The organism is Undibacterium sp. TJN25 (genome assembly GCF_049339885.1).
Classification (GTDB): Bacteria; Pseudomonadota; Gammaproteobacteria; order Burkholderiales; family Burkholderiaceae_D; genus Undibacterium.
The window spans coordinates 516,170-537,304 of record NZ_JBMPPM010000001.1; the positions used below are offsets into that span (position 1 = coordinate 516,170).

The following is a 21,135-nucleotide window of genomic DNA, read 5'->3' on the forward strand; positions in this document are numbered from 1 at the left end:
TCATGTTCGCGGGCGCTACCAGCGTCCACGCTCAAACTGCCGAGCCGGCAAAAGCGGCAACGGCATCCGCACCAGCGGTCTTGCTGTCCGGCATCTACACCAAATACAATGACCCCAGCGTCAAGGCGCAAGACGATTTCTTCCGCCACGTGAACGGCAAATGGCTGAAAAATTCCGAAATTCCATCTGACAAGTCCGGATCAGGCGCCTTCCTTGACCTGCGCGAAGCGACTGTTCCCCAGTTGCACGCCATCATCGAATCCCTGACAAAAGACAAGAATACAAAACCCGGTTCCGAAGCCGCCAAGATCGCCGACATGTACGCGAGCTATATGGACACCGCAAATATCGAGTCCCTGGGCCTGAAACCGCTGCAAGCCGATTTTGCGCAAGTCGCCGCAATTACGGACAAAAAACAGTTTCCTGCGCTGATTGCCTACCTGAACATGATCAGCGGCACTGCGCCTTATGAAATCGCAATCCATCAGGACGCCAAGGATTCCACCATCTACGTTGCCGACCTGGTCCAGAGCGGCCTGGGCATGCCCGACCGCGACTACTACCTGAAGGATGACGACGCCAGGCTGAAGGACGCCCGCGCCAAATATGTCGCGCACATCGAGAAGATGCTGGGCATGGCCGGCGACAAGGATGCAGCCAAGAGCGCCGCAGATATCCTGGCGCTGGAAACCGCGCTGGCAAAAGTGCAATGGACCAAGGTGGAAAACCGTGATCCTGTAAAGACCTACAACAAGGTCGAACTCAGCAAGCTGGACACGCTGACGCCAGGCTACGACATGAATGCCTACCTGACCTCACTGGGCATCAAGGACAAAGTCAGCTATGTCGTCGTAAGCCAGCCAAGCTACCTGACCGGTTTCAGCAAAGTGGTGCAGGACATGCCGCTGGAAACATGGAAGACCTATTTCAAATGGCGCATGCTGAGCTCGGCTGCGAGCCAGTTGCCGAAGGAATTCGCTGACGAAAACTTCGCCTTCTATTCCACGGTATTGAACGGCATTCCAAAGCAGGAAGAACGCTGGAAGCGCGGCGTACACCTGGTGGACGGCAGCATGGGTGAAAGCCTGGGCAAGCTGTATGTGGAAAAACACTTTCCCGCAGCGAGCAAAGCCAGGATGGAAAAACTGGTTGCCAACCTGCTGGCAGCCTATCGCCAAAGCATAGACACGCTGGACTGGATGAGCCCTGAAACGAAGAAGGAAGCGCAAGCCAAGCTGGCGGCATTTACACCGAAGATCGGCTATCCGAAAAAATGGCGCGACTACTCCGCCCTGCAGATTTCCAAGGGCGACACCGTCGGTAATGCACGCCGTTCCGCCATCTTCGCTTCGCAGGTTGAGTTGAATAAACTGGGCAAGCCGATTGACCGCGACGAATGGGGCATGACGCCGCAAACCGTGAATGCTTACTACAATCCGGAGCTGAACGAAGTCGTTTTCCCGGCTGCAATACTGCAACCGCCTTTCTTTGATCCGAAGGCAGACGATGCGGTCAACTACGGCGGCATCGGCGCTGTGATAGGCCATGAAATCAGCCACGGTTTCGATGACCAGGGAGCACAGTATGACGGCGCCGGCAACTTGCGCGACTGGTGGACCAAGGAAGACCATGAGAAGTTTGCGGCCAAGACTGCCATGCTGATCAAGCAATACAGCGCCTTCAGCCCTGTGGCCGGCTACAACGTCAACGGTGAATTGACACTGGGCGAAAACATTGCCGACAATTCCGGCCTGGCCATTGCCTATAAAGCCTACAAGATCTCCCTGAACGGCAAACCGGCGCCGGTACTGGGCGGCCTGACCGGCGACCAGCGTTTCTTTACCGGCTTTGCGCAGGTATGGCGCGGCAAGATGCGCGACCAGGCAGCCATCGTCCGCATCAAGACAGACCCGCACTCCCCGCCTGAGTTCCGCGCCAACGGCACGCTGCGCAATATGCCCGGCTTCTACAGCTCTTTCGGTGTCAAGGAAGGCGACAAGATGTACCTGGCGCCTTCCGACCGCGTATCGATCTGGTAAGCTGATCCGGCTGTCCTGCCTCGCCATACTTAAGCATGGCGAGGCAGGATGAGGCTGCAAAAAAAAGGACCGCGATTTTTATCGCGGTCCTTTTTTTTTGCAGTCCCTATTTTCTTCAGGCTGCGTCCGGCTCAACCACCGTAACCCCTGTAAAAAAATTAATTACGTCTTCCGCCTTGCGGGTGCGGGTAAATGCCGGCAGGCTTTGCCAGATGCGTTTGCCATAAGGCTTGGAGATCAGACGCGGATCGCAGATCATCAGCACGCCACGATCCGTTTCGTCCCGGATCAGGCGGCCGGCGCCCTGCTTCAGGTTGATGATCGCTTCCGGCAACTGATGGTGGACAAAACCGTTCAGTCCCTTCTTTTCCATTGCCTCTATCCGCGCGGCCAATACGGGATCGTCCGGCGGCGAAAACGGCAGCTTGTCGATGATCACCAGCGACAAGGCTTCGCCGCGTACGTCCACTCCTTCCCAGAAGCTCTGGCTGCCGATCAGCACGCCATTGCCGGATGCGCGGAAGCGATCCAGCAACTCGGTACGGCCGGCATCGCCCTGTACGAACAGCGGGAAAGGTAGTTTGCGTTTCTGGAATTCGTCGCGCAAGCGTTCAGCACTGTGCTTGACGGCCTTGATCGTCGTGCACAGCAAGAAAGTACGGCCGCCAGCCGCTTCTATCACCGGCAGTGCGGTATCGACGACCGCGTCCATATATTCGTAAGAGTTGGGCTGCGGCATGCCTTCCGGCACGTACAGCAAACCCTGGTTCTGGTAATCAAAGGGACTGGGCCAGGTCTTGGCCGGCTCGTTCCACAAACCCATCTGCGACACGTAATGGCTGAAGTCATTCTTCACCGCCATCGTCGCCGATGTAAAAATCCAGGTGCGCGGCGTGCCTTCGCGCTGCTTGTTGAAAATGGGCGCAATGGACAAGGGTGTCTTATGCAGTTGCAGCGAGGTAGAAAATGCCTCTACCCACAACACATAGTCAGCCTTGTCGGCGGCATTTTTAGCCGGCGGCTCATTATTCCAGTCATGCAGCCGGTCGCGCAACTCTATTGCCCGTACCCGGCACTGCTCCAGCGTTTCCGCCCTTTCGGCCTGCGTTTCCAGTACGGCGATCATGCCTTCGAAGCTGTCTTTCAGGGTTTCCAGCGCCGAAAAAAACGGGCTGGAAGGTGCGATCTGCGGTAGCGACAGGCGCACCGAATCCTGAGGGAAAGTCAGGCGCAAGTCGCGCGTGGCGCGCTCCACCGGCGCCACGATCTTGGCCCATTCGGCGCCGTCCCTGGCGTGCGACAAGCCCTCTGCCTGCACGTCGCGGCACAGTTCCAGCACCTGCGAAGTGGAAATGGTATCGCCGAAAAACAAGGTCGCTGTATCGGGCAACTGGTGCGCTTCATCGAAGATGACGGTATTCGCCGACGGCAGCAGTTCCGCCACGCCGGTATCCTTCAGCGCGACGTCGGCAAAGAACAGATGGTGGTTGACGACAACGACATCGGCCTGCTGCGCCTCCTTGCGGGCCTTCATCACAAAACAATCCTGGTAGTACTGGCACTCTGCACCCATGCAGTTGTCGCGCGTCGACGTCACCAGGTTCCACACCGGCGCCGTTTCCGGCACGCGCGCCAGTTCGGCTTTGTCGCCGCTGCTGGTGGTTTTCATGAAACGTGAAATGTCGCGCAAATAACCGACGTCCTGCGGCGAGCTGAGGCGGCCGTTCTGCAACGTGCGCTCCAGATGAAAATGGCACAGATAGTTTGCGCGTCCTTTCAGCAGCGCCACCGATACCGGCGCATTCAGCACTTTCTTGATGGTCGGGATATCGCGCAGAAACAGCTGGTCCTGCAAGTTCTTCGTACCGGTGGAAACGATGACCTTGCCACCCCACAGCAGCGCAGGCGTGAGGTAGGCGTATGTTTTCCCTGTGCCGGTACCGGCCTCGGCCAGCAAGGTCGTCTGTCCGGCAATAGCGCCGGCAATGGCCTTGGCCATTTCTGTCTGGGCCTGGCGAGACTTGTAGCCCTTGATCGATGCGCTTAGTACGCCTGTCGGCCCGAAAATCTGTTCGACTTCGTCGTCATGCTTGCCGACGGCGTTCGACTCTGGTGTGGATTCACTCAAAATATGCTGCTAATAAAATAAGACGACAATAAAACAAAATAGAGACGGGATGCGCAACGGCCGGTCAGGCGGGAACATCCGGCATCATTTGCATTTTTAGCAAGGTGATGTGATCTTTCAACTGCAGCTTGCGTTTCTTGAGCCTGCGTAATTGCAACTCATCGTGATGCTGATCTTTCACTAATGTCTCAATAACGACATCAAGATCGCGATGTTCAACTTCCAATTCAATAATGCGTTGCTGTATTTCTTCAGGGTGGCTCATAGTCATCAGGTTACAGTAAAATGAAATTTAATTAGAGCGACTGCATTAATTGAATTAAAGTGCTGCTTAATTGCAAAAGTTTTTATTTAAATAGCAATTAACCATCATTTCATATATTCATATGTTGATTCACGTAAAACAAATGCATCCTATAGTTTAATCTACCAAGACGTATGAGCCAATATAAGATCGAAGCAGGCACCGGACAACATATCGGTGACAGGAAAGAACAACAAGACCGCGTGGGACTGTTTGCAGCACCGCACGCGCCCGGCTACATGATGGCCGTGCTGGCGGACGGCATGGGCGGCAAAAGCGGCGGAGCGATGGCTGCCGAACAAGTCATTCGCACGGCCAAGCATTTGTTTGACGAGTTCTCTCCTGATAACGATGTCAAAGCACTGCTGGAAAACATTGTTACCGAAGCACACACCGTCATCAAACTGACTGGCGTCTCCGCGGAAAAAGAACCGCACAGCACCTTTGTCGCCCTGGTGATCACGCCGCAAAAGCAGGCGATCTGGGCACATGCCGGCGACTCTCGCCTGTACCGTTTCAGCGGCCCCAATTTTGCCGACAGGACTATCGACCACTCGTACGTGGAAAAACTCGTCAGCGAAGGGAAAATCACGTCTGATGAAGCCAAGACCCACCGCATGTCCAACATCCTGGTCAACGTGCTCGGCTCCAGCACGACGCCGCCCTACATCACCTTTGGCCAGCACGACGACCTGAAGGCCGGAGATTCCTTCCTGTTATGCTCTGACGGTCTGTGGCACTACTTTACCGATGTGGAGCTGTCCGTCGCCATCGCAGCCAATACACCGCGGCAGGCATCGGAACTGCTGATCCGCAAGGCACGTGAACGCGGAACGGACCACGGCGACAATTGTACTTTTGCGATCGTCAAACTGGTAACGCCGCCGGCCGAAGTAAAGAATTACGTCGTCGAAAAAATGCGCAGGGCCGTATAGCGTACTAAAACGTCAAGGGGAGGCAAGCCCTCCCCTGTATTACTCTCGTGCGCTTCCCAGCCTGTGCTCTTTCCAGCCCCGTTTTTATTTGCTGCGGCTCATCATCAACTCCTGGTTGGCCTTGCGGTCGGCATTCACCTTTTGCACCGCAGGCCGTTCGGCCAGCATCTTCGTGTATTCCTTGACCGGCAAATCCGCCAGCAGGTCTTCGCCATAAATGATCTTGGTTGCCATTCCCACCAGCGGCAGATGCGCCAGCGCTACGCAGTCGGCCATCGTGAATTCGCTACCGCCTATATACGGCGAAAATTTGACGAAGCGGGCAAATGCCTTGGTATTTCTCCGCAAAAGCTTTTCCGCCCTGGCCTTCACCTCGTCAGATACGGTGCCGCCGAAAAATGCCTGCGGATACAGTTCACGCGCGACCAGCTCCAGGTGCAACTCCATGAAGGTAATCAGTTCGCGGATTTTTGCGGCAGCGACGGGGTCGGCGGGAAACAGCGGATGTTCCGGGAAAGAGGATTCGATGTAATCGACAATCACCTGGGATTCGATCAGCACGCCATCCGCGGTTTCCAGATAGGGTATCTTGCCCAGCGGAGATTTTTCCAGCAAGGCCGGCGAGCGATCGGTCCAGACCAGCTCTTCGTCAAACGCCAGCCCTTTTTCCAGCATCGCCAGCTTGACCTTGTTGTAGTAATTGCTGGATGAAAAACCGCATAATCTGATCATTGCTGTCTCCTGCGACTGTTTTTATAGGAATCTGAATATGTGCAGCCTGCCTCGCTGCTGCGCCCGGTTCGGCGGTGCTCCTGATGCCCAGTAGACAGGCTGGCTCAAGACCGTCTCATGATCTCGCCGGCCTGCAGACTGTCATTTATTAAACGGCCCGCTCTTGGGGAAATCGATCACTTCAAAATCGATGGCATTGAAATCAGCCTTTTCTTCTTCCGGCTTATTCAGCGTTGCCACATCCGGAATCGTGACCGCATCGTCCTCAGCAACCCATTTGCCGCCGAAGCCGCCTTGGGATTTCGCCCGTTCCAGTTCATTGGCAATCGCGATCAGCAGCAGGATGTCACGATAGACTGGCAATTCAAAGCCCATGCGCTTGCCGTCTCTGTCATCCACCAACAAGCTTTGCAGGAAAGGAAGGATGTCGTTGGTATCCCACATGCCGCAGATCTTGGCCATCAGGTGTTCAAAATCTTCCAGCTGGCGGCTGACGGAGTCGGCCGGATCCACCTCAAAGTCAGGAATATTTGCATTGAAGATCAGCACGAACCTGTCGCGCAGTGCATCGTACTTTTCCTTGTTCTTGGTGACCCGGTACAAATCCAGCAAATATAGCCAAGGCACCGGCGAATCCGGCGCTTCGATGGCGCCTTGCGGCTCCAGTATCTCGATCGCTCTTTGCGGATCGTTGACCGACATCCAGAATTCTGCTTCCTGCGTTACATCGGATATTTCTTCCACCTTCATGGAATTGCCTTTGGCGGCAAAGAAATTGAAGGTGCTGCTATTGGTGTCCTCCAGCGACGGCAGGCTCGTCCTTGACAATGCTGCGGGTGCTGCGGCCGATGCCGGCTTTGTCGCCGGAGATGTGTTTTTCCCCAAAGAAGCCGGTGCGGTATTCTCGGCCATCGCGATACCGCCCTTGTCTTGCAGGAAGGCGGGAATCGCCGCTTCCACCGTCTTGCCCGGCACCGTCGCGGGATTCTGATAGGAAGCCTGCACGCTATTGACGATCTCTTCGACGCTCATCTTGCGGTCGGTGTCAGGTTTGTCTGCATGCTGCGCCATCCACGCAAACTCACTCCTTTTCGTCAGGCGGCGCAGATGAAGCGCCAGTACCACGATGGCGATCAGGCCCAGCAGCAGCAAGCCGGCCAGCGCGACAATCCAGTTACGCGAGAAACTGCTCTCCCGCAGAGCTTCCAGTTCTGCCTTATCGGCCTGTTCCTGGCGTTTTAACTGGTTCGCCTCCGCCTGTAGCGACTGCAACTTCTGCTGGCCTGCCTTCAACTGGTCGCTGTTTGTTTTTTCCGGATTTTCGCCGCGCAGCAACGCTGCCAATTCGGCTTGGGCAAGCCGCAGTTCGGCCATATTCTGCTGCTGGTCGGCGCCGGCGGCACGTTCAGACAGCGTATCGCTCAGGCGCAGCCCGTGCTGAGGTATGACTTCAGCATCGTCCGACAGCTTCAGCACGTCTTTCGGCGCCTTGCCCGGCTTTGCGGGGGCAAGCGCTTTCGGGGCTTTTGCAAGCTGGGGCTGGGGTTTGGGCGGTAACTCATCCGGGTTTAGCCGGGGAACAATGGAAGCGGAAGCCGGTGCACGGGCTGGGCGTCTGCCGGCAGCGCGCGGCACATCGGGAGCCGCCGCCGTAGCCGCGAGGCCGCTGTTGTCCGTGTCCGGCTGGGCAAGGGGCAATTCAGCCCGGGAAGGCGCGCCGGCAAACAGCGGCGGATCCAGCAGGATCATGAACTCGCGATGAATCTGGGCGTCGCAGGCAACATCCACAACCAGCTTGACGGCAGGCTCCTGCACGCTCTGCCTGGTTGCCAATGAAATAAGCCTGGAAGTACCGCTTGGGGCCAGCGCGACAATTACATTCGCCAACATGCCGCCATCAGTCGTTTCGACCCTGGCCTTGATGCAGGATTGCGCTATATCGTTCTGGACACCCAGCAGAGTGAGACTAGCTTTCAGCTGTTGGCCGAGCGCAGATTGAACGCGAAGCTCCCCCAATCCAAGTGCCTGCGCCGATGATGCTGAACACAATGCAAGGATGGCAACAAAAACCGAATTAAGATATGGGCGGCTGATTCGAAAAAAAATAATGATGTCCTTGTCAGTGGTTGATCAGATCCACAATTTCTGAACATGTCTGTATTACAGCAATCTTACTTGCTTTATAACAAACACAAAAGACAATACCCCTAAAAAACAAATTTATCTGTGTGAATTTCAACATATTTATCAATTCGGGCAGGCAATAAATTTCCACATGGAAATTAACTGCACGATGAAGCAAATTTTATGTTCCCCACACTTGTTTTGCGGCCTGCAGGACGGTGCAATACACGGCTATTTTTTGGGATCCGCATCCAGTATTTTTTTTGCAATACCACGCAAAATATTGACTTCTTCCTGCTCCAGCTGCGTGCGTGAAAACAGGCGCTTTAAACGCGGCATCAGCTTTTTCGGATTGTCCGGATCCAGGAAATGGATTGCGACCAGGGCTTTCTCCAGATGCGCATACATGCCATCAATATCGCTCAGCGATGCTGCGACCCCGTGAAAACCGATATCGGTCGCCGGCCGCTGTTCGCCCAGTTCGGCGACACGGCACTCATAGGCGAGCAGTTGTACTGCCTGCGCCAGGTTCAGCGACGAATAATCGGGATTGGCTGGAATATTGATAAGCGCATTGCAATTGACCACGATTTCATTCGGCAGCCCATAGCGCTCGTTGCCGAATACCAGCGCCACCGGCTGGCCCTGCTCTTTTGCCAGGTTGTAGGCGATGTCCCTGGGGGTAAATACCGGCGGCGAAAATTCGCGCAGCCGGGCGCTGACGGCAGCAACGAAATGGCAGCCGGCCAGCGCTTCATCAATGGAGCCGACAATGCGGGCGGACTCCAGAATGTCCTGCGCGCCGCTGGCAAAAGCCACCGCCTCAGGGTTAGTCAGCGCATCGCCAAAACGCGGATTGACCAGCACCAGCTCGGCAAAACCCATCGTTTTCATCGCCCTCGCGACCGCTCCGATATTGCCGGGATGACTGGTTTCTACTAGCACGAAACGCAGGCGTTTAAAAAGAGAAGTGTCGGTTTGGGGCAAGATCATTTAAAATAGCGCTATTACGCGTTGATTTGTATAAGTATTTTAGCCGCAGCAAATTAGCGCGACGCTCTTTAATTCATTTTTGTGCGGTACCGATTGCCTCCAGGCGATGTCTCATTGATATCCCTGGAAGCAGGAATGCCGCCATTTTAACGGAAACCTCTATGCACCCAATGCTCAATACGGCTATCAAGGCCGCTCGCCGTGGCGCGACCATCATCAATCGCGCGTCGTTCGACCTGGATCGTGTCAAAGTCAGCGAAAAACAATTTAATGATTTTGTCACTGAAGTTGATCAAGCCGCAGAAGCAGCGATCATAGAGGTTCTGACCTCCGCCTACCCCGACCACGCTGTTCTGGCCGAAGAATCCGGCGCCTCCGCCAACCTGCATGACGACAATGAAAACGTCTGGGTTATCGACCCGCTGGACGGCACTACCAATTTCATCCACGGTTTCCCTCAATATTGCGTGTCGATAGCATTACAGCAACGCGGCATCATCACGCAATCCGTTGTCTATGACCCGACCCGTAATGAAATGTTCACCGCCAGCAAGGGTGCAGGCGCTTTCCTGAACGACAAACGCATCCGCGTCACCAAGATAGACCGTATTGCCGACGCGCTGATCGGTACCGGCTTTCCTTCCCGCGACCTGTCGGGACTGGATGAATACATGGAAATGTTCAAGATCATGACCGGCAAATGCCAGGGCCTGCGCCGCCCGGGCGCTGCCGCACTGGACCTCGCCTACGTGGCCATGGGCCGCCTGGACGGCTACTTTGAAAAAGGCCTGAAGCCCTGGGATATCGCAGCAGGTTCGCTGCTGATTACCGAAGCCGGCGGCATCGTAGGCAATTTCTCCGGCGATTCCGATTACCTTTATAAAGGCGACGTACTGGCAGGCACACCAAAAGTGTTCGCCCAAATGGTTGCGGCTTTACAGCCTTTTGCAGCAAAACCCTCCCAGCTATAAGAAAAGGGAGCAGCCCGGTTCGCCTGGCACACTCTCCCACTTGAAGCATCCTGGAATATCGACGGCAACGCCGCGGATATTCGGCAAAGTAGAAAAATGTGCAGCAACGCAAACATGCACCGCTGCGCGTTCGGATTAAATTAGAAATAGATTATGTCATTCACAGAACTCGGCCTGTCCGATCCTATCGTTCGCGCAGTCACCGAACAAGGCTACACCACCCCTACCCCTATCCAGAAACAGGCGATACCGGCAGTCCTCAGCGGCGGCGACCTGCTCGCCGGCGCGCAAACCGGCACCGGCAAGACCGCAGGTTTTACGCTGCCTATCCTGCAGCGACTGTCCACCGGCCCCAACGCGCCGCAAAGCAACCTGACGCGCCGTTCTATCCGTACGCTGATCCTGACACCGACGCGCGAGCTCGCGGCCCAGGTGGAAGAAAGCGTCCGCACCTACGGCAAATACCTGAACCTGACCTCGGGCGTCATCTTTGGCGGCGTGGGCATCAACCCGCAAATCAAGCTGCTGAAGCACGGCGTGGACATCCTGGTGGCGACACCCGGCCGCCTGCTGGACCACATGCAGCAAGGCACCGTCAGCCTGGACAAGATAGAAATCCTGGTGCTGGACGAAGCCGACCGCATGCTGGACATGGGCTTTATCCACGACATCAAGAAAGTGCTGGCAAAGTTGCCGCCGAAGCGCCAGAACCTGCTGTTCTCGGCTACTTTCTCGGATGAAATCAAGACGCTGGCTGACAAGCTGCTGAACAATCCTGCGATGATAGAAGTGGCGCGCCGCAACTCCACCGTCGAAGTCATCGCGCAAAAAGTACATCCGGTAGACCGCGATAAAAAGCATCCGCTGCTGGCTCATTTGATCAAGGCCAATAACTGGAAACAGGTACTGGTGTTCACACGCACCAAGCATGGCGCGAACAAGCTGGTAGAACAGCTGGCCAAGGACGAAATCACCAGCATGGCGATCCACGGCAACAAGAGCCAGTCTGCCCGTACCAAGGCACTGGCCGAGTTCAAGGACGGCAGCCTGCAGGTGCTGATCGCCACCGACATCGCTGCGCGCGGCATCGATATCGACCAGTTGCCACACGTCGTCAACTACGACCTGCCCAACGTGCCCGAAGACTATGTGCACCGTATCGGCCGGACAGGCCGCGCCGGCGCTACCGGCGAAGCCGTATCGCTGGTCTGCGTGGATGAATTCAAACTGCTGGCGGATATTGAAAAACTGATCAAACGCCAGTTGCCAAAAGAGTTCATCGAAGGCTTTGAACCGGATCCGAATGCCAAGGCCCAGCCTATACAGCTGCGTAGCTTCCAGGGCAACCCACGCGGCGGCAACGGCGGCGGCAACAGCAACCGTCCTCCACGCTCGGGCCAGGGTGCAGGCGGCGGCGGTGGCCAACGGCAACCGCGCGAAGGCAGCAGCCCGCACCGCACATCGGTAAAACCGGCGGTCAAGCAATCCACGCCACGCCGCTCCGGCGGACGCGGTGGCGCATAAATCCACGCCGCTGGATTGACGGCGCCGTTCCTTCGCTGCACTTCACTGCTAGCAGGAACGGCGCTTTAAGCTCGTCGTAAGCAAGATATTACGCGTCGGCGTATCATCTCGGCTTCGCTAGAACGAGTAGTACGATGGACAAATACCTGATTGAGGCACAGTCCCTGGCCAGGAACGGTAGTTTTGCAGATGCGGCCGATCTGTGCAGGAAAGCAATCAAGCGCGGCAAGGATGTCGCGCTTGCCAAGAAAATACTGGCGAACTGCCTGTGCGATCTCGGGACGATGCAAGGCCTGTACGGCGGGCGGCTGGAAGACGCCAAATTTCATTTCAACGCGGCGCTCGCCGTCAACCCCAACCACGTGAACGCACTCAACAGCCTGGGGGCCTGCCTGCAGTTTGAGAACCTGGCTGAAGAAGCCATTGCACTCTACCGCAGGGCCTTGAAAATAGAGCCTTCCAATGTGCCCGTGCTGGAAAACCTGGCAAAAACACAGCAGCATGCCGGCAAGCTGACAGATGCTTCTGCCAGCTTGCGCAAGCTCGCCGCACTGGTGCCGGCAAACGCCGCAGCCTATCTGCTGCGCGAGGCGCTGCTGATCCATAAAGTAGTGCCCGACAGCGAGTATCCCGTGCAAATCAGGGAAAGCATCATTGAAAAGCTGGCAGCCCTGGAAACAGGCAATGCGCGCATGAATGCGCCGCTACGCTTCTCGTCCACTTATTTTCCTTTGTCCTACCACGGCATCAACAACCGGGACCTGTTAAAACGCATTGCCTCCCTACACCTGAAAGCCGCGCCCAAGCTGGCCTGGACGGCGCCGCACATCGCTTCCTGGCAGGGCCCTGCCAAGCGCATCAAGATAGGCATCGCATCCCATTTTTTCCGCGCGCACAGCATAGGCCAGACGTCGCGCGGCCTGGTGCAGCACCTGGATAGAAAACTGTTTGAAGTGGTGCTGGTCAAGCTGGGCTCTTCCAAACCGGACGCCACGAGCGAGCTGATCGAAAAAAGCGCGGACAGCGTCATCACCGTCCCCTACGACAATCTGCAGGCTGCGCGCAATGCTATATCGGCATTGTCGCTGGACATCTTGTTTTACCAGGACATCGGCATGGAGCCCATGAGTTATCTACTGGCCTTCAGCAGGCTGGCCCCGGTCCAGTGCACTTCATTCGGCCACCCGGATACAACGGGCATACCGAACATGGACTATTTCATTTCCAGTGCACACTATGAAATGGACGACGCCGACGAGCATTATTCGGAACGCCTGGTGCGGCTTCCCGATGCGGGCACGCTGGCCTACTACTACCGCCCTCCCCAGGCTTCTGCGCGCACGCGGGAAAGTTTCGGACTCAGCACAGAAGAACGAATTTACCTATGCCCGCAAAGCCTGTTCAAGATACAGCCCGACATGGACGGCATCTTCCGCTCCATCCTGGAAAAAGATGCTTCCGCCAGGATCGTGTTGATTGCTCCCGGCGATGAAGACCTGCGCCCGGCACTGGAACAACGCTTCTCCACGTCGCTAGCCGGCCTGCTGGACAGGGTGAGTTTTATCCCCGCACTGCCTTATGAGGATTATCTGGGCCTGCTGAAGTGCGCCGACGTGATCCTGGATACCCTGCATTTCAACGGCCAGAACACCAGCCTAGAATCCTTTGCAATGGGCATTCCCGTCATAACACTGCCCGGTCGCATGCAGCGCGAGCGGCATACCTACGGCATGTACAAAGCAATGAATTTTACCGATCTGGTCGCCGGGACGGAAAAAGACTATGTGGAACTGGCCTTGCGCGTGGCAAACAATGCCGCGTTTCGTAGCCTCTGCCAGGCCCGTATCGCGGCATCATGCGGCGTGCTGTTTGAAAATAGGGAATTCGTGCGGCATTGCGAAAAGGCACTCCAGGCAATGCTGGCGGAGCGCCTGCCATCGCCGCCGATGGTAAAATGAACCGCCGACAGGCATTAGCGGATAAAACGGTTAATTTCATCGCCGACCAGCCGGTTCGACGGATCGAAATAATGCGTGTGCGCGTGCGGGCCTGTGCAGAATTCGCTGTGGCCGGCCGCCCTTCCCGGATTCCAGCGGTTTTCATCGCTGTCATCTGTCCACAGAAAACGTCCGACGTAATCGCCGCTGCCATAGGCGTTGACCCACTCTGAGAATCCGGACGCATGCAGGTCCGGCCTCACCGCCCATCCATACAATGAAGGAAAGCGCAGCGCGTAAAGCTGGCGCAACGGGCATCCCATCGAGAAGAACTTCGGATGCTTCAACCGCCCTATAAATGCAGGGAATTTACGCTGGTAATAGCGAAACAGGTCGGCTGTCACGACTGTGCCCTGGCTATGGGCAATGATGATGATTTCATCATACTCCTGCGTCTCCAGGTATTTGAGCAGCGAATGGTAGCGCGCCATGATTTTCAGCCTCGGCGTCAGGCCTACGGGCCTCTCGCGTAGCCAGTTGTCGACATCGATTGCCGTGTCCACCACAACGCGGATTTTTTGAAAAAATCCTGAAAACACATCGGAGAACCATTTGGTCGCGGCGACAAAGCTGAGTGTAGAGCCGCCAATGATGGCGCCGGCGTACTGGATCAGCAAACCCAATCCGTATCCGCGGGAACTGGAGCCGCATATATATTGCATCAGCGTGCCGCCCGGCAGCAGAATGACAAAGCCGACAATGGCAAAAAAAGCGCCCAGCGCCGCGCCGACAAAACCGCCGTCCAGCCATGCCCCCAGCGCCTTCGATTTCCCGGCATCGCGTGCATCCTTGGGTGGAAACAGCTCTTTGAATATCGAAGGGCCGAATCCGCAAACCATGAGCAGCCCGACAAGTATCATTGTGCCGAAATAAAACAATAGCCAGAAACCACCGCTAAATTCCACCAGCCGGGTAATAAAGTCATCCACCATGCTTGCCCCGCCGAACACGCTGGAAAAGTGCGGAACGTAATTTTCCAGGCTGAACTCGGTCTTGCCGATAGCGGCCGACACAGCCAGCCATAAAAAGAGTATGACGGAGAGTAATAAGGGTGCTGGAATGGAGGCGGAAACCAGGCCGGTATTGACGGCCTGTTTTTTTGTCGGACTAATGCTTTTATCGAGGTTCATGCGCAAGCTATAAATGAATAGCACGATATTGTTCAGATACAGTAGTGCCCATATCGCGAGCAGCCCAAGAAACAGGCTTTCGACGAAATAGCCTATCCATTGCAGCGAGCTCCACTGATGGCTCGCAGCACAGAACAGATAAGTGCCGATCCCCAGAGCCGCGAGCAAACCGCACATGATCAGCCACAAGGCCAGCGCCCCTGGCCTGCTACGCGCATACCTTCTCATCAATTCAACACCAATCGCACCCAGGCAGGCAAGTTCTGCCCAGATCAGGAAAGTGGTATCCGGCACCCACGCTCCGGTTTGCACAAAATACAGCGGCAGGCCCGCGGTAATAACAAGAATGACGACCGGCGTCACGATGTTCGCCAGCACGGGCGTATGCGGCTCCGCTTTGTTTTGCAAGGTACCCAGTAAAAAATAGGCCGATCCGACGGCGCAGCCGACGCCAAATACCAGGCACGCCCCTATCCCGGCATACAGGACATACGTAGCAGGAAGCATCAGCGGAACCAGCAGACACGCCAGCAGTACGAACAAGGCATTCCCCAGCAAGATGGGCATGGACAGCAGCCAGTAGTGCGCCGCATTCAACTTGTATAAGTGGCTCCATTCGCGGAAATTGGCGCCGTTGATACCAATTTCATTCAGCACGGCTGACATGGTCGTGCGCCCAAAGCTTGCAACGTGAAGCAGCAACTGCATCAGCTGACCAAACACCTTGAGGCTGTTGCCCACGCCACCATGCGACAGGTCGGACCAGAACATTTCATGCACATGCACGGTATGCGCGATGCCGCTGCGCTCGAAATGGGCATCCAGCCTGACGGTGGAGTATTCGGATTGATAGTCGCCGCCTTCGCCAAGCAACGACTCTGTGAAGGCGACATTCAGGTCGGCCGTCCCCTGGGATCTGCTCGCCTGCTTCTTGAAACGGGAACCGGAACCGGCAACCAGCGCACGCATGCCGGCCTCGGGCTTATCCGCAGACACCTGCTCGTCCGGCTTGCCCGGGACCAGACCTTTGGTATCGACCGCGATATTCAGGTTCACATGGGAAAAGGACAGGTATTCGGCAGGATTGATGGCTTGCAACTGGCAAGAAATCAGCTCCACAGTCTCCCCGCATTGATGCTCGCCCACACCGTGGATGCCGATGACGGCAATTTTCCTGCGCGCGATAGCGCCCTGCTCCCGATGTTCTTGCATTCTGCCTCCCCATCCTGACGGGTGCCTGGCATCGCGTGCGCCATCAGCTCTGAATGAAAAGCGCTCGAGGCCAAGCCTGATTTATAAAAATGTGATTTTTTATATTTATTTTTTAACAATATCATTGTTCTTTTGGGTTGGGTGAGCAAAAACCAAAAAAATCAGCGTTGATGACGGCAAAAGCGCTTTTCTTTGTTGTTTTCGCGAAGCCGCCGCGATCATGGTAAATCTGCTGCTGTCGTACGCCACCAGCCGCTTGCCGCGAATGTATTTCTCATCAGCGAAGGCCTTCGCATACAATAGCGTCTTTGTTTTGCGCCCTTAAAACGAAGGGCGCAGCGCAGGTAATTGATCATTAAAGAAAATAGAAATATGTCTGAAGCTCAGAAACATACTCCAATGATGACGCAATATTTAAGCATCAAGGCGGATCATCCTGAAACTCTGGTGTTCTACCGCATGGGGGATTTCTATGAACTGTTTTATGAAGACGCTGAAAAGGTATCGCGCATCCTCGGCATCACGCTGACCCAACGCGGCAGCTCGGCCGGCGTGCCGATCAAGATGGCGGGCGTGCCCTTTCATTCGCTGGAGCCTTATCTGGCCAAGCTCGTCAAGCTCGGCGAATCCGCCGTCATCTGCGAACAGATAGGCGACCCGGCTACCAGCAAGGGGCCGGTGGAGCGCAAGGTAATGCGCGTGATCACCCCCGGAACGCTGACCGATACCGACCTGCTGCCGGCAAAGTCCGAACGTCCGCTGCTGTCGCTGTGCATGCTGCAGCAGCGCAAAACGGTTACCGTCGGCCTGGCATGGCTGTCGCTGGCCAGTGGCGCATTAAAACTGATGGAGTTTGCGACCGACGAAAAATCCGTCGCCAACCGGCTGCAGCAGGAGCTGGAACGCATCTCCCCCGCAGAGATATTGCTGTCGGCCGGCACCCGCCTGCTGGATGAACACTATGCGCTGCTGCCAGGTAAATTTTCTGAAGTGCCGGACTGGCATTTCGACGTAAAGCAAGGCCAGAAATTGCTGCAGGACCAGCTGGCAACATCGTCGCTGACCGGCTTTGGCGCCGAGAACATGAGCGCTTCGCTGGGGGCCTCCGGTGCATTGCTGCGCTACGCGGAATCTACGCAAGGCCGTGGCTTGAAGCATATCAATACGCTGACGGTGGAAACCGAGAATGAGTTCATCGGCCTGGACACCGCGACCCGCCGCAACCTGGAACTGACCGAAACCATACGCGGCCAGGAGTCGCCGACCCTGTTCTCGCTGCTGGACCACTGCCGCACCGCAATGGGTTCACGCCTGCTGCGCCACTGGCTGCATCACGCCAAACGCGACCAGTCCATCGCGCGCGCGCGGCATGATGCGATCAAGGCGCTGATCCAGGCGGATTCCACCGCAGGCCTGTCAACCACGCTGACGTCGGTACCGGACATAGAAAGGATCACGACCCGTATTGCGCTGCAATCGGCGCGTCCGCGCGACCTGTCCGGCCTGCGCGACGGCTTGCAGCACCTGCCCACGGTACGCTCTTACGTGGAGATGTGCATCGCCGACAACCAGACCAGCCTGCTGACCGGTATCCTGGGCGACCTGGCTACGCCGGCAGAGTGCCTGGACCTGCTGGAGCGCGGCCTGATGCTGCAGCCGGCGACGATGATACGCGACGGCGGCGTGATCGCGCTGGGCTTCGATGCGGAACTCGATGAACTGCGCGCGCTGTCCGAAAACGCCGGCCAGTTCCTGATCGACCTGGAAACCTCCGAGCGCGCCCGCACCGGCATCGCCAACCTGCGGGTGGAATACAATAAGGTGCATGGCTTCTATATCGAAGTCACCAACGGCCAGACCGATAAGGTGCCGGACAACTATCGTCGCCGCCAGACGCTGAAAAACGCGGAACGCTACATCACGCCCGAACTGAAGGCCTTTGAAGACAAGGCCCTGTCGGCGCAGGAACGCGCGCTGGTACGTGAGAAGATGCTGTACGAGAAAATACTGCAAGACCTGCTGCCGCATATCAGCACGCTGCAGGCAATTGCACATGCCATCGCGCAGCTGGATACGCTGGTCAGCCTGGCGGACCACGCCACCCGCAACAGCTGGTGCGCGCCGCAACTGGTCACTGAGCCTATGCTGCAAATCCAGCAAGGCCGCCACCCGGTAGTAGAAAACCAGATAGAACGCTTCATCGCCAATGACTGCAACTTCTCTGCCGACCGCAAGCTGCTGCTGATCACCGGCCCCAACATGGGCGGTAAATCGACCTTCATGCGGCAGGTGGCGCTGATCACGCTGCTGGCCTACGTCGGCAGCTATGTGCCGGCCACGCAAGCCTGTATCGGGCCTATAGACCGCATCTTCACCCGTATCGGCGCAGCAGACGACCTTGCGGGCGGACGCTCGACCTTCATGGTGGAAATGACGGAATCGGCCGCCATCCTGAACGGCGCCACCGAGCATTCGCTGGTGCTGATGGATGAAGTAGGCCGCGGCACTTCTACCTTCGATGGCCTGGCGCTGGCCTGGGCCATTGCGCGCCACCTGATCCAGGTATCGAAAAGCTATACGCTGTTTGCCACCCATTACTTTGAACTGACGCAGTTGCCGGACGTGCATCCGACGGCAGAAAACGTACATTTGTCGGCAATCGAGCATAAGGAAAATATTGTGTTCCTGCATGCGGTGCAGCCGGGGCCTGCTTCGCAAAGCTACGGCTTGCAGGTGGCGCAACTGGCCGGCATCCCTCAGGTAGTGATACGCTCGGCCAGAAAACACCTGGCCGACCTGGAAGCCCACTCGCTGCAAACCACGCCGCAATTTGACCTGTTTTCAGCCAACGCTGTAGCGCCGGCGCCTGAGCCGGAAGCCCTTGACGCAGCGCCGGCGGAATCCCCTGTGCTGGATGCCATCGACGCCATCGATCCCGATGCGATGACCCCGCGCGAGGCGCTGGAAGCCCTGTACCGCCTGAAGGATCTGGCAAAAGCGCAGTAGCTACCGAAGGCCACTGTGCGGCGCCATAAAACAAAAACCGCAGAGGCTGCCCTCTGCGGTTTTTGTTTGCGCTACCTGTACTACCTGCGCTATCTATACTAAAGCAGCGCCGGATTCTATCAGTGCAGCGGATGGCTGCGGTATTCGTCAGCAGAGCCGTCATCATCCTCATCGTCATGTCCGTGGCCGTGTGCGCCATGGACGTGCTCATGCGCAATTTCTTCGGCTGTTGCTTCCCGCACTTCGGTCACTGCCAGGGTAAAGCGCAGCGCCATGCCCGCCAGCGGATGATTGCCGTCCAAAACGACTTTGTCGTCCGCGATATCGGTCACGGTAAAGATGATGGAGTCATCTTGCTCGTCGCCATCGGGCATGCCTTCAAACTGCATGCCGACTTCCAGCGGATTCGGCAGACGGTTGCGCGGCTCTACCTTGACCAGTTCAGCGTCATATTCACCGAAGGCATCTTCCGGCTCAACCTGGATGGTTGTCTTGAAACCGACTTCCTTGCCGTCCAGCGCTTCTTCTATCTTCGGCAGGGTGTTTTCATAGCCGCCATGCAGGTACACCATGGGTTCGCGGCTTTCTTCGATCAGATTGTCTTGGGCATCCGACAGTTTATAGTCCACGGTCACGACTGTATTTTTGACAATCTTCATCATAATTCCTTAAAAATAATATGCACCGAGATTATACCCGCGCTCGCAGTGCAGGATTCAAGATTCATAACACTCAGCAGGACAGCATATAGCCACATGCAGACGGGGTGCTTATAATGCGTGCATGAAAAAAATATCTCAAGCATTGCCGCTGCTGGGCGGCATCACGCCGGAACAATTCCTCAGTGAATACTGGCACAAGAAACCCCTGCTGATACGGCAGGCCATTCCAGGCTTTACGCCCTTGCTGGACAAAGACGAACTTTTCGAGCTTGCAGCGCAGGAAGAGGCGGAATCCAGGCTGATCAGCTTTTTCGGCAAGCACTGGGAAATGCAGAACGGCCCGTTCGAGCAATTGCCGGTCAAGGAAAAGAAAGACTGGACGCTGCTGGTGCAAGGCGTCAACCTGCATCGCGAAGAAGCCGATGCGCTGCTGCGGCAGTTCCGCTTCATTCCCGATGCGCGGCTGGATGACCTGATGATCAGCTATGCAGCCGACGGCGGCGGCGTGGGGCCGCATTTTGATTCGTATGATGTGTTTCTGCTGCAGGCGCACGGCCAGCGCCGCTGGAAGATCAGCGCGCAAAAAGATCTGTCGCTGGTGGAAGGCATGCCGCTGAAGATATTGCGCAATTTCAAGGCCGTACAGGAGTTTTTGCTGGAACCGGGCGACATGCTGTACCTGCCGCCTCACTACGCGCATGATGGCGAGGCTGTAGGCGAATGTATGACCTATTCAATAGGTTTCCGCGCCCCCTCCTATCAGGAATTGGGTGAGGCCTTCCTGCACTTTATGTCCGACACGATAGAACTGCCTGGCCGCTATGCCGATCCGGAGCTGAAGCCTGCGGCCAACCCAGCGGAGATCAGCTCGGCAATGCTGTCCAATATCGCCGAACAACTGGAGAAGATCCGTTTCAGCGAAGAAGACATGACGATTTTCCTCGGCGAATATCTTTCCGAGCCGAAACGCAATGTCGTTTTCAGCGGCCCCGACAAGCCATTGACGCCGAAACGTTTTACGCAGGCGGCAATCAAGAACGGCGTCAGCCTGTCGCTGGCAACCCAGATGCTGTACAAAGGAAAACACGTCTTTATCAATGGCGAATCCTTCGCCATCGGCAAGGAAGATAAAGTTGCCATTTTGAAGTTAGCCAATGACCGCGAGCTGGACGGGAACGGCGTGGCTGAAGCATCCGAGGATGTACAGGAAGCCTTGTGCACCTGGTACGAAGATGGCTGGGTGCAACTGAAAGCGAAATAAAACCCGGCAAAAGGCTGAAATGGCGGCGGGAGAATCGTTTTTTCGAGGAAATATTTGTGCAACGCATCAAAGATTGATTTATTTCCATCCAAAAACTATTTTCCTTGGCAAAAAATG

15 protein-coding genes are annotated in these 21,135 nt (G+C 56.3%); 7 read left to right on the forward strand and 8 right to left on the reverse strand.

Features of this window, described 5'->3' with window-relative positions:
* Positions 1 to 2: 2 nt before the first annotated feature.
* Positions 3 to 2,039 carry a M13 family metallopeptidase gene (locus ACO0LO_RS02330; RefSeq protein WP_422962816.1) on the forward strand — a complete coding sequence of 679 codons (2,037 nt, stop codon included), beginning with the start codon at positions 3 to 5 and terminating at the stop codon, positions 2,037 to 2,039.
* A 115-nt stretch (positions 2,040 to 2,154) separates the two neighbouring features.
* Here the strand turns inward: ACO0LO_RS02330 and ACO0LO_RS02335 are convergent, their stop codons facing one another.
* Complete coding sequence (locus ACO0LO_RS02335) at positions 2,155 to 4,167, reverse strand: ATP-dependent DNA helicase (protein ID WP_422962576.1); 2,013 nt, start codon at positions 4,165 to 4,167, stop codon at positions 2,155 to 2,157.
* A gap of 64 nt (positions 4,168 to 4,231) precedes the next feature.
* Positions 4,232 to 4,438: a YdcH family protein gene (locus tag ACO0LO_RS02340; protein ID WP_371874562.1), complete on the reverse strand. Its 207-nt coding sequence runs from the start codon at positions 4,436 to 4,438 to the stop codon at positions 4,232 to 4,234.
* 167 nt (positions 4,439 to 4,605) lie between these two features.
* On the opposite strand from ACO0LO_RS02340, the gene ACO0LO_RS02345 reads away from it, so the two are divergent.
* A complete protein-coding gene (locus ACO0LO_RS02345) occupies positions 4,606 to 5,406 on the forward strand; it encodes a PP2C family protein-serine/threonine phosphatase (RefSeq protein ID WP_422962577.1) in 801 nt (266 codons plus the stop codon).
* A gap of 84 nt (positions 5,407 to 5,490) precedes the next feature.
* Here ACO0LO_RS02345 and ACO0LO_RS02350 read toward each other — a convergent pair whose 3' ends face one another.
* The 3 genes from ACO0LO_RS02350 to ACO0LO_RS02360 form a co-directional block, all read right to left on the reverse strand.
* Positions 5,491 to 6,138 (reverse strand): glutathione S-transferase, encoded by a 648-nt coding sequence (locus ACO0LO_RS02350; protein ID WP_422962578.1) that lies wholly within the window; start codon positions 6,136 to 6,138, stop codon positions 5,491 to 5,493.
* A gap of 141 nt (positions 6,139 to 6,279) precedes the next feature.
* Positions 6,280 to 8,028: a hypothetical protein gene (locus ACO0LO_RS02355; protein WP_422962579.1), complete on the reverse strand. Its 1,749-nt coding sequence runs from the start codon at positions 8,026 to 8,028 to the stop codon at positions 6,280 to 6,282.
* Between the two features lie 465 nt (positions 8,029 to 8,493).
* The gene (locus ACO0LO_RS02360; protein WP_422962580.1) at positions 8,494 to 9,255 is read right to left on the reverse strand and encodes an RNA methyltransferase; all 762 of its coding nucleotides are present in this window, start codon (positions 9,253 to 9,255) and stop codon (positions 8,494 to 8,496) included.
* A gap of 161 nt (positions 9,256 to 9,416) precedes the next feature.
* Between ACO0LO_RS02360 and ACO0LO_RS02365 the strand changes: the two genes are divergently transcribed.
* The 3 genes from ACO0LO_RS02365 (at position 9,417) to ACO0LO_RS02375 (ending at position 13,708) form a co-directional block, all read left to right on the forward strand.
* Positions 9,417 to 10,226 (forward strand): inositol monophosphatase family protein, encoded by an 810-nt coding sequence (locus ACO0LO_RS02365; protein ID WP_422962581.1) that lies wholly within the window; start codon positions 9,417 to 9,419, stop codon positions 10,224 to 10,226.
* Positions 10,227 to 10,379: 153 nt separating this feature from the next.
* Positions 10,380 to 11,750: a DEAD/DEAH box helicase gene (locus ACO0LO_RS02370; protein WP_422962582.1), complete on the forward strand. Its 1,371-nt coding sequence runs from the start codon at positions 10,380 to 10,382 to the stop codon at positions 11,748 to 11,750.
* 134 nt (positions 11,751 to 11,884) lie between these two features.
* Entirely contained in the window at positions 11,885 to 13,708 is a 1,824-nt protein-coding gene (locus ACO0LO_RS02375) for a tetratricopeptide repeat protein (RefSeq protein WP_422962583.1), read from the forward strand.
* Between the two features lie 14 nt (positions 13,709 to 13,722).
* On the opposite strand, the gene ACO0LO_RS02380 is transcribed toward ACO0LO_RS02375, so the two are convergent.
* A complete protein-coding gene (locus tag ACO0LO_RS02380) occupies positions 13,723 to 16,089 on the reverse strand; it encodes a hypothetical protein (protein WP_422962584.1) in 2,367 nt (788 codons plus the stop codon).
* 105 nt (positions 16,090 to 16,194) lie between these two features.
* Positions 16,195 to 16,389, reverse strand: a complete 195-nt coding sequence (locus ACO0LO_RS02385) for a hypothetical protein (RefSeq protein ID WP_422962585.1) — start codon at positions 16,387 to 16,389, stop codon at positions 16,195 to 16,197.
* A gap of 99 nt (positions 16,390 to 16,488) precedes the next feature.
* Here ACO0LO_RS02385 and mutS point away from each other — a divergent pair, with 99 nt between their 5' ends.
* Entirely contained in the window at positions 16,489 to 19,095 is a 2,607-nt protein-coding gene (mutS, locus tag ACO0LO_RS02390) for a DNA mismatch repair protein MutS (protein ID WP_422962586.1), read from the forward strand.
* Between the two features lie 119 nt (positions 19,096 to 19,214).
* Here the strand turns inward: mutS and ACO0LO_RS02395 are convergent, their stop codons facing one another.
* Positions 19,215 to 19,754, reverse strand: coding sequence for an FKBP-type peptidyl-prolyl cis-trans isomerase (locus tag ACO0LO_RS02395; RefSeq protein WP_422962817.1), 540 nt, complete (start codon positions 19,752 to 19,754; stop codon positions 19,215 to 19,217).
* Between the two features lie 124 nt (positions 19,755 to 19,878).
* On the opposite strand from ACO0LO_RS02395, the gene ACO0LO_RS02400 reads away from it, so the two are divergent.
* Positions 19,879 to 21,018 carry a JmjC domain-containing protein gene (locus tag ACO0LO_RS02400; RefSeq protein ID WP_422962587.1) on the forward strand — a complete coding sequence of 380 codons (1,140 nt, stop codon included), beginning with the start codon at positions 19,879 to 19,881 and terminating at the stop codon, positions 21,016 to 21,018.
* The last annotated feature ends 117 nt before the right edge of the window (positions 21,019 to 21,135 follow it).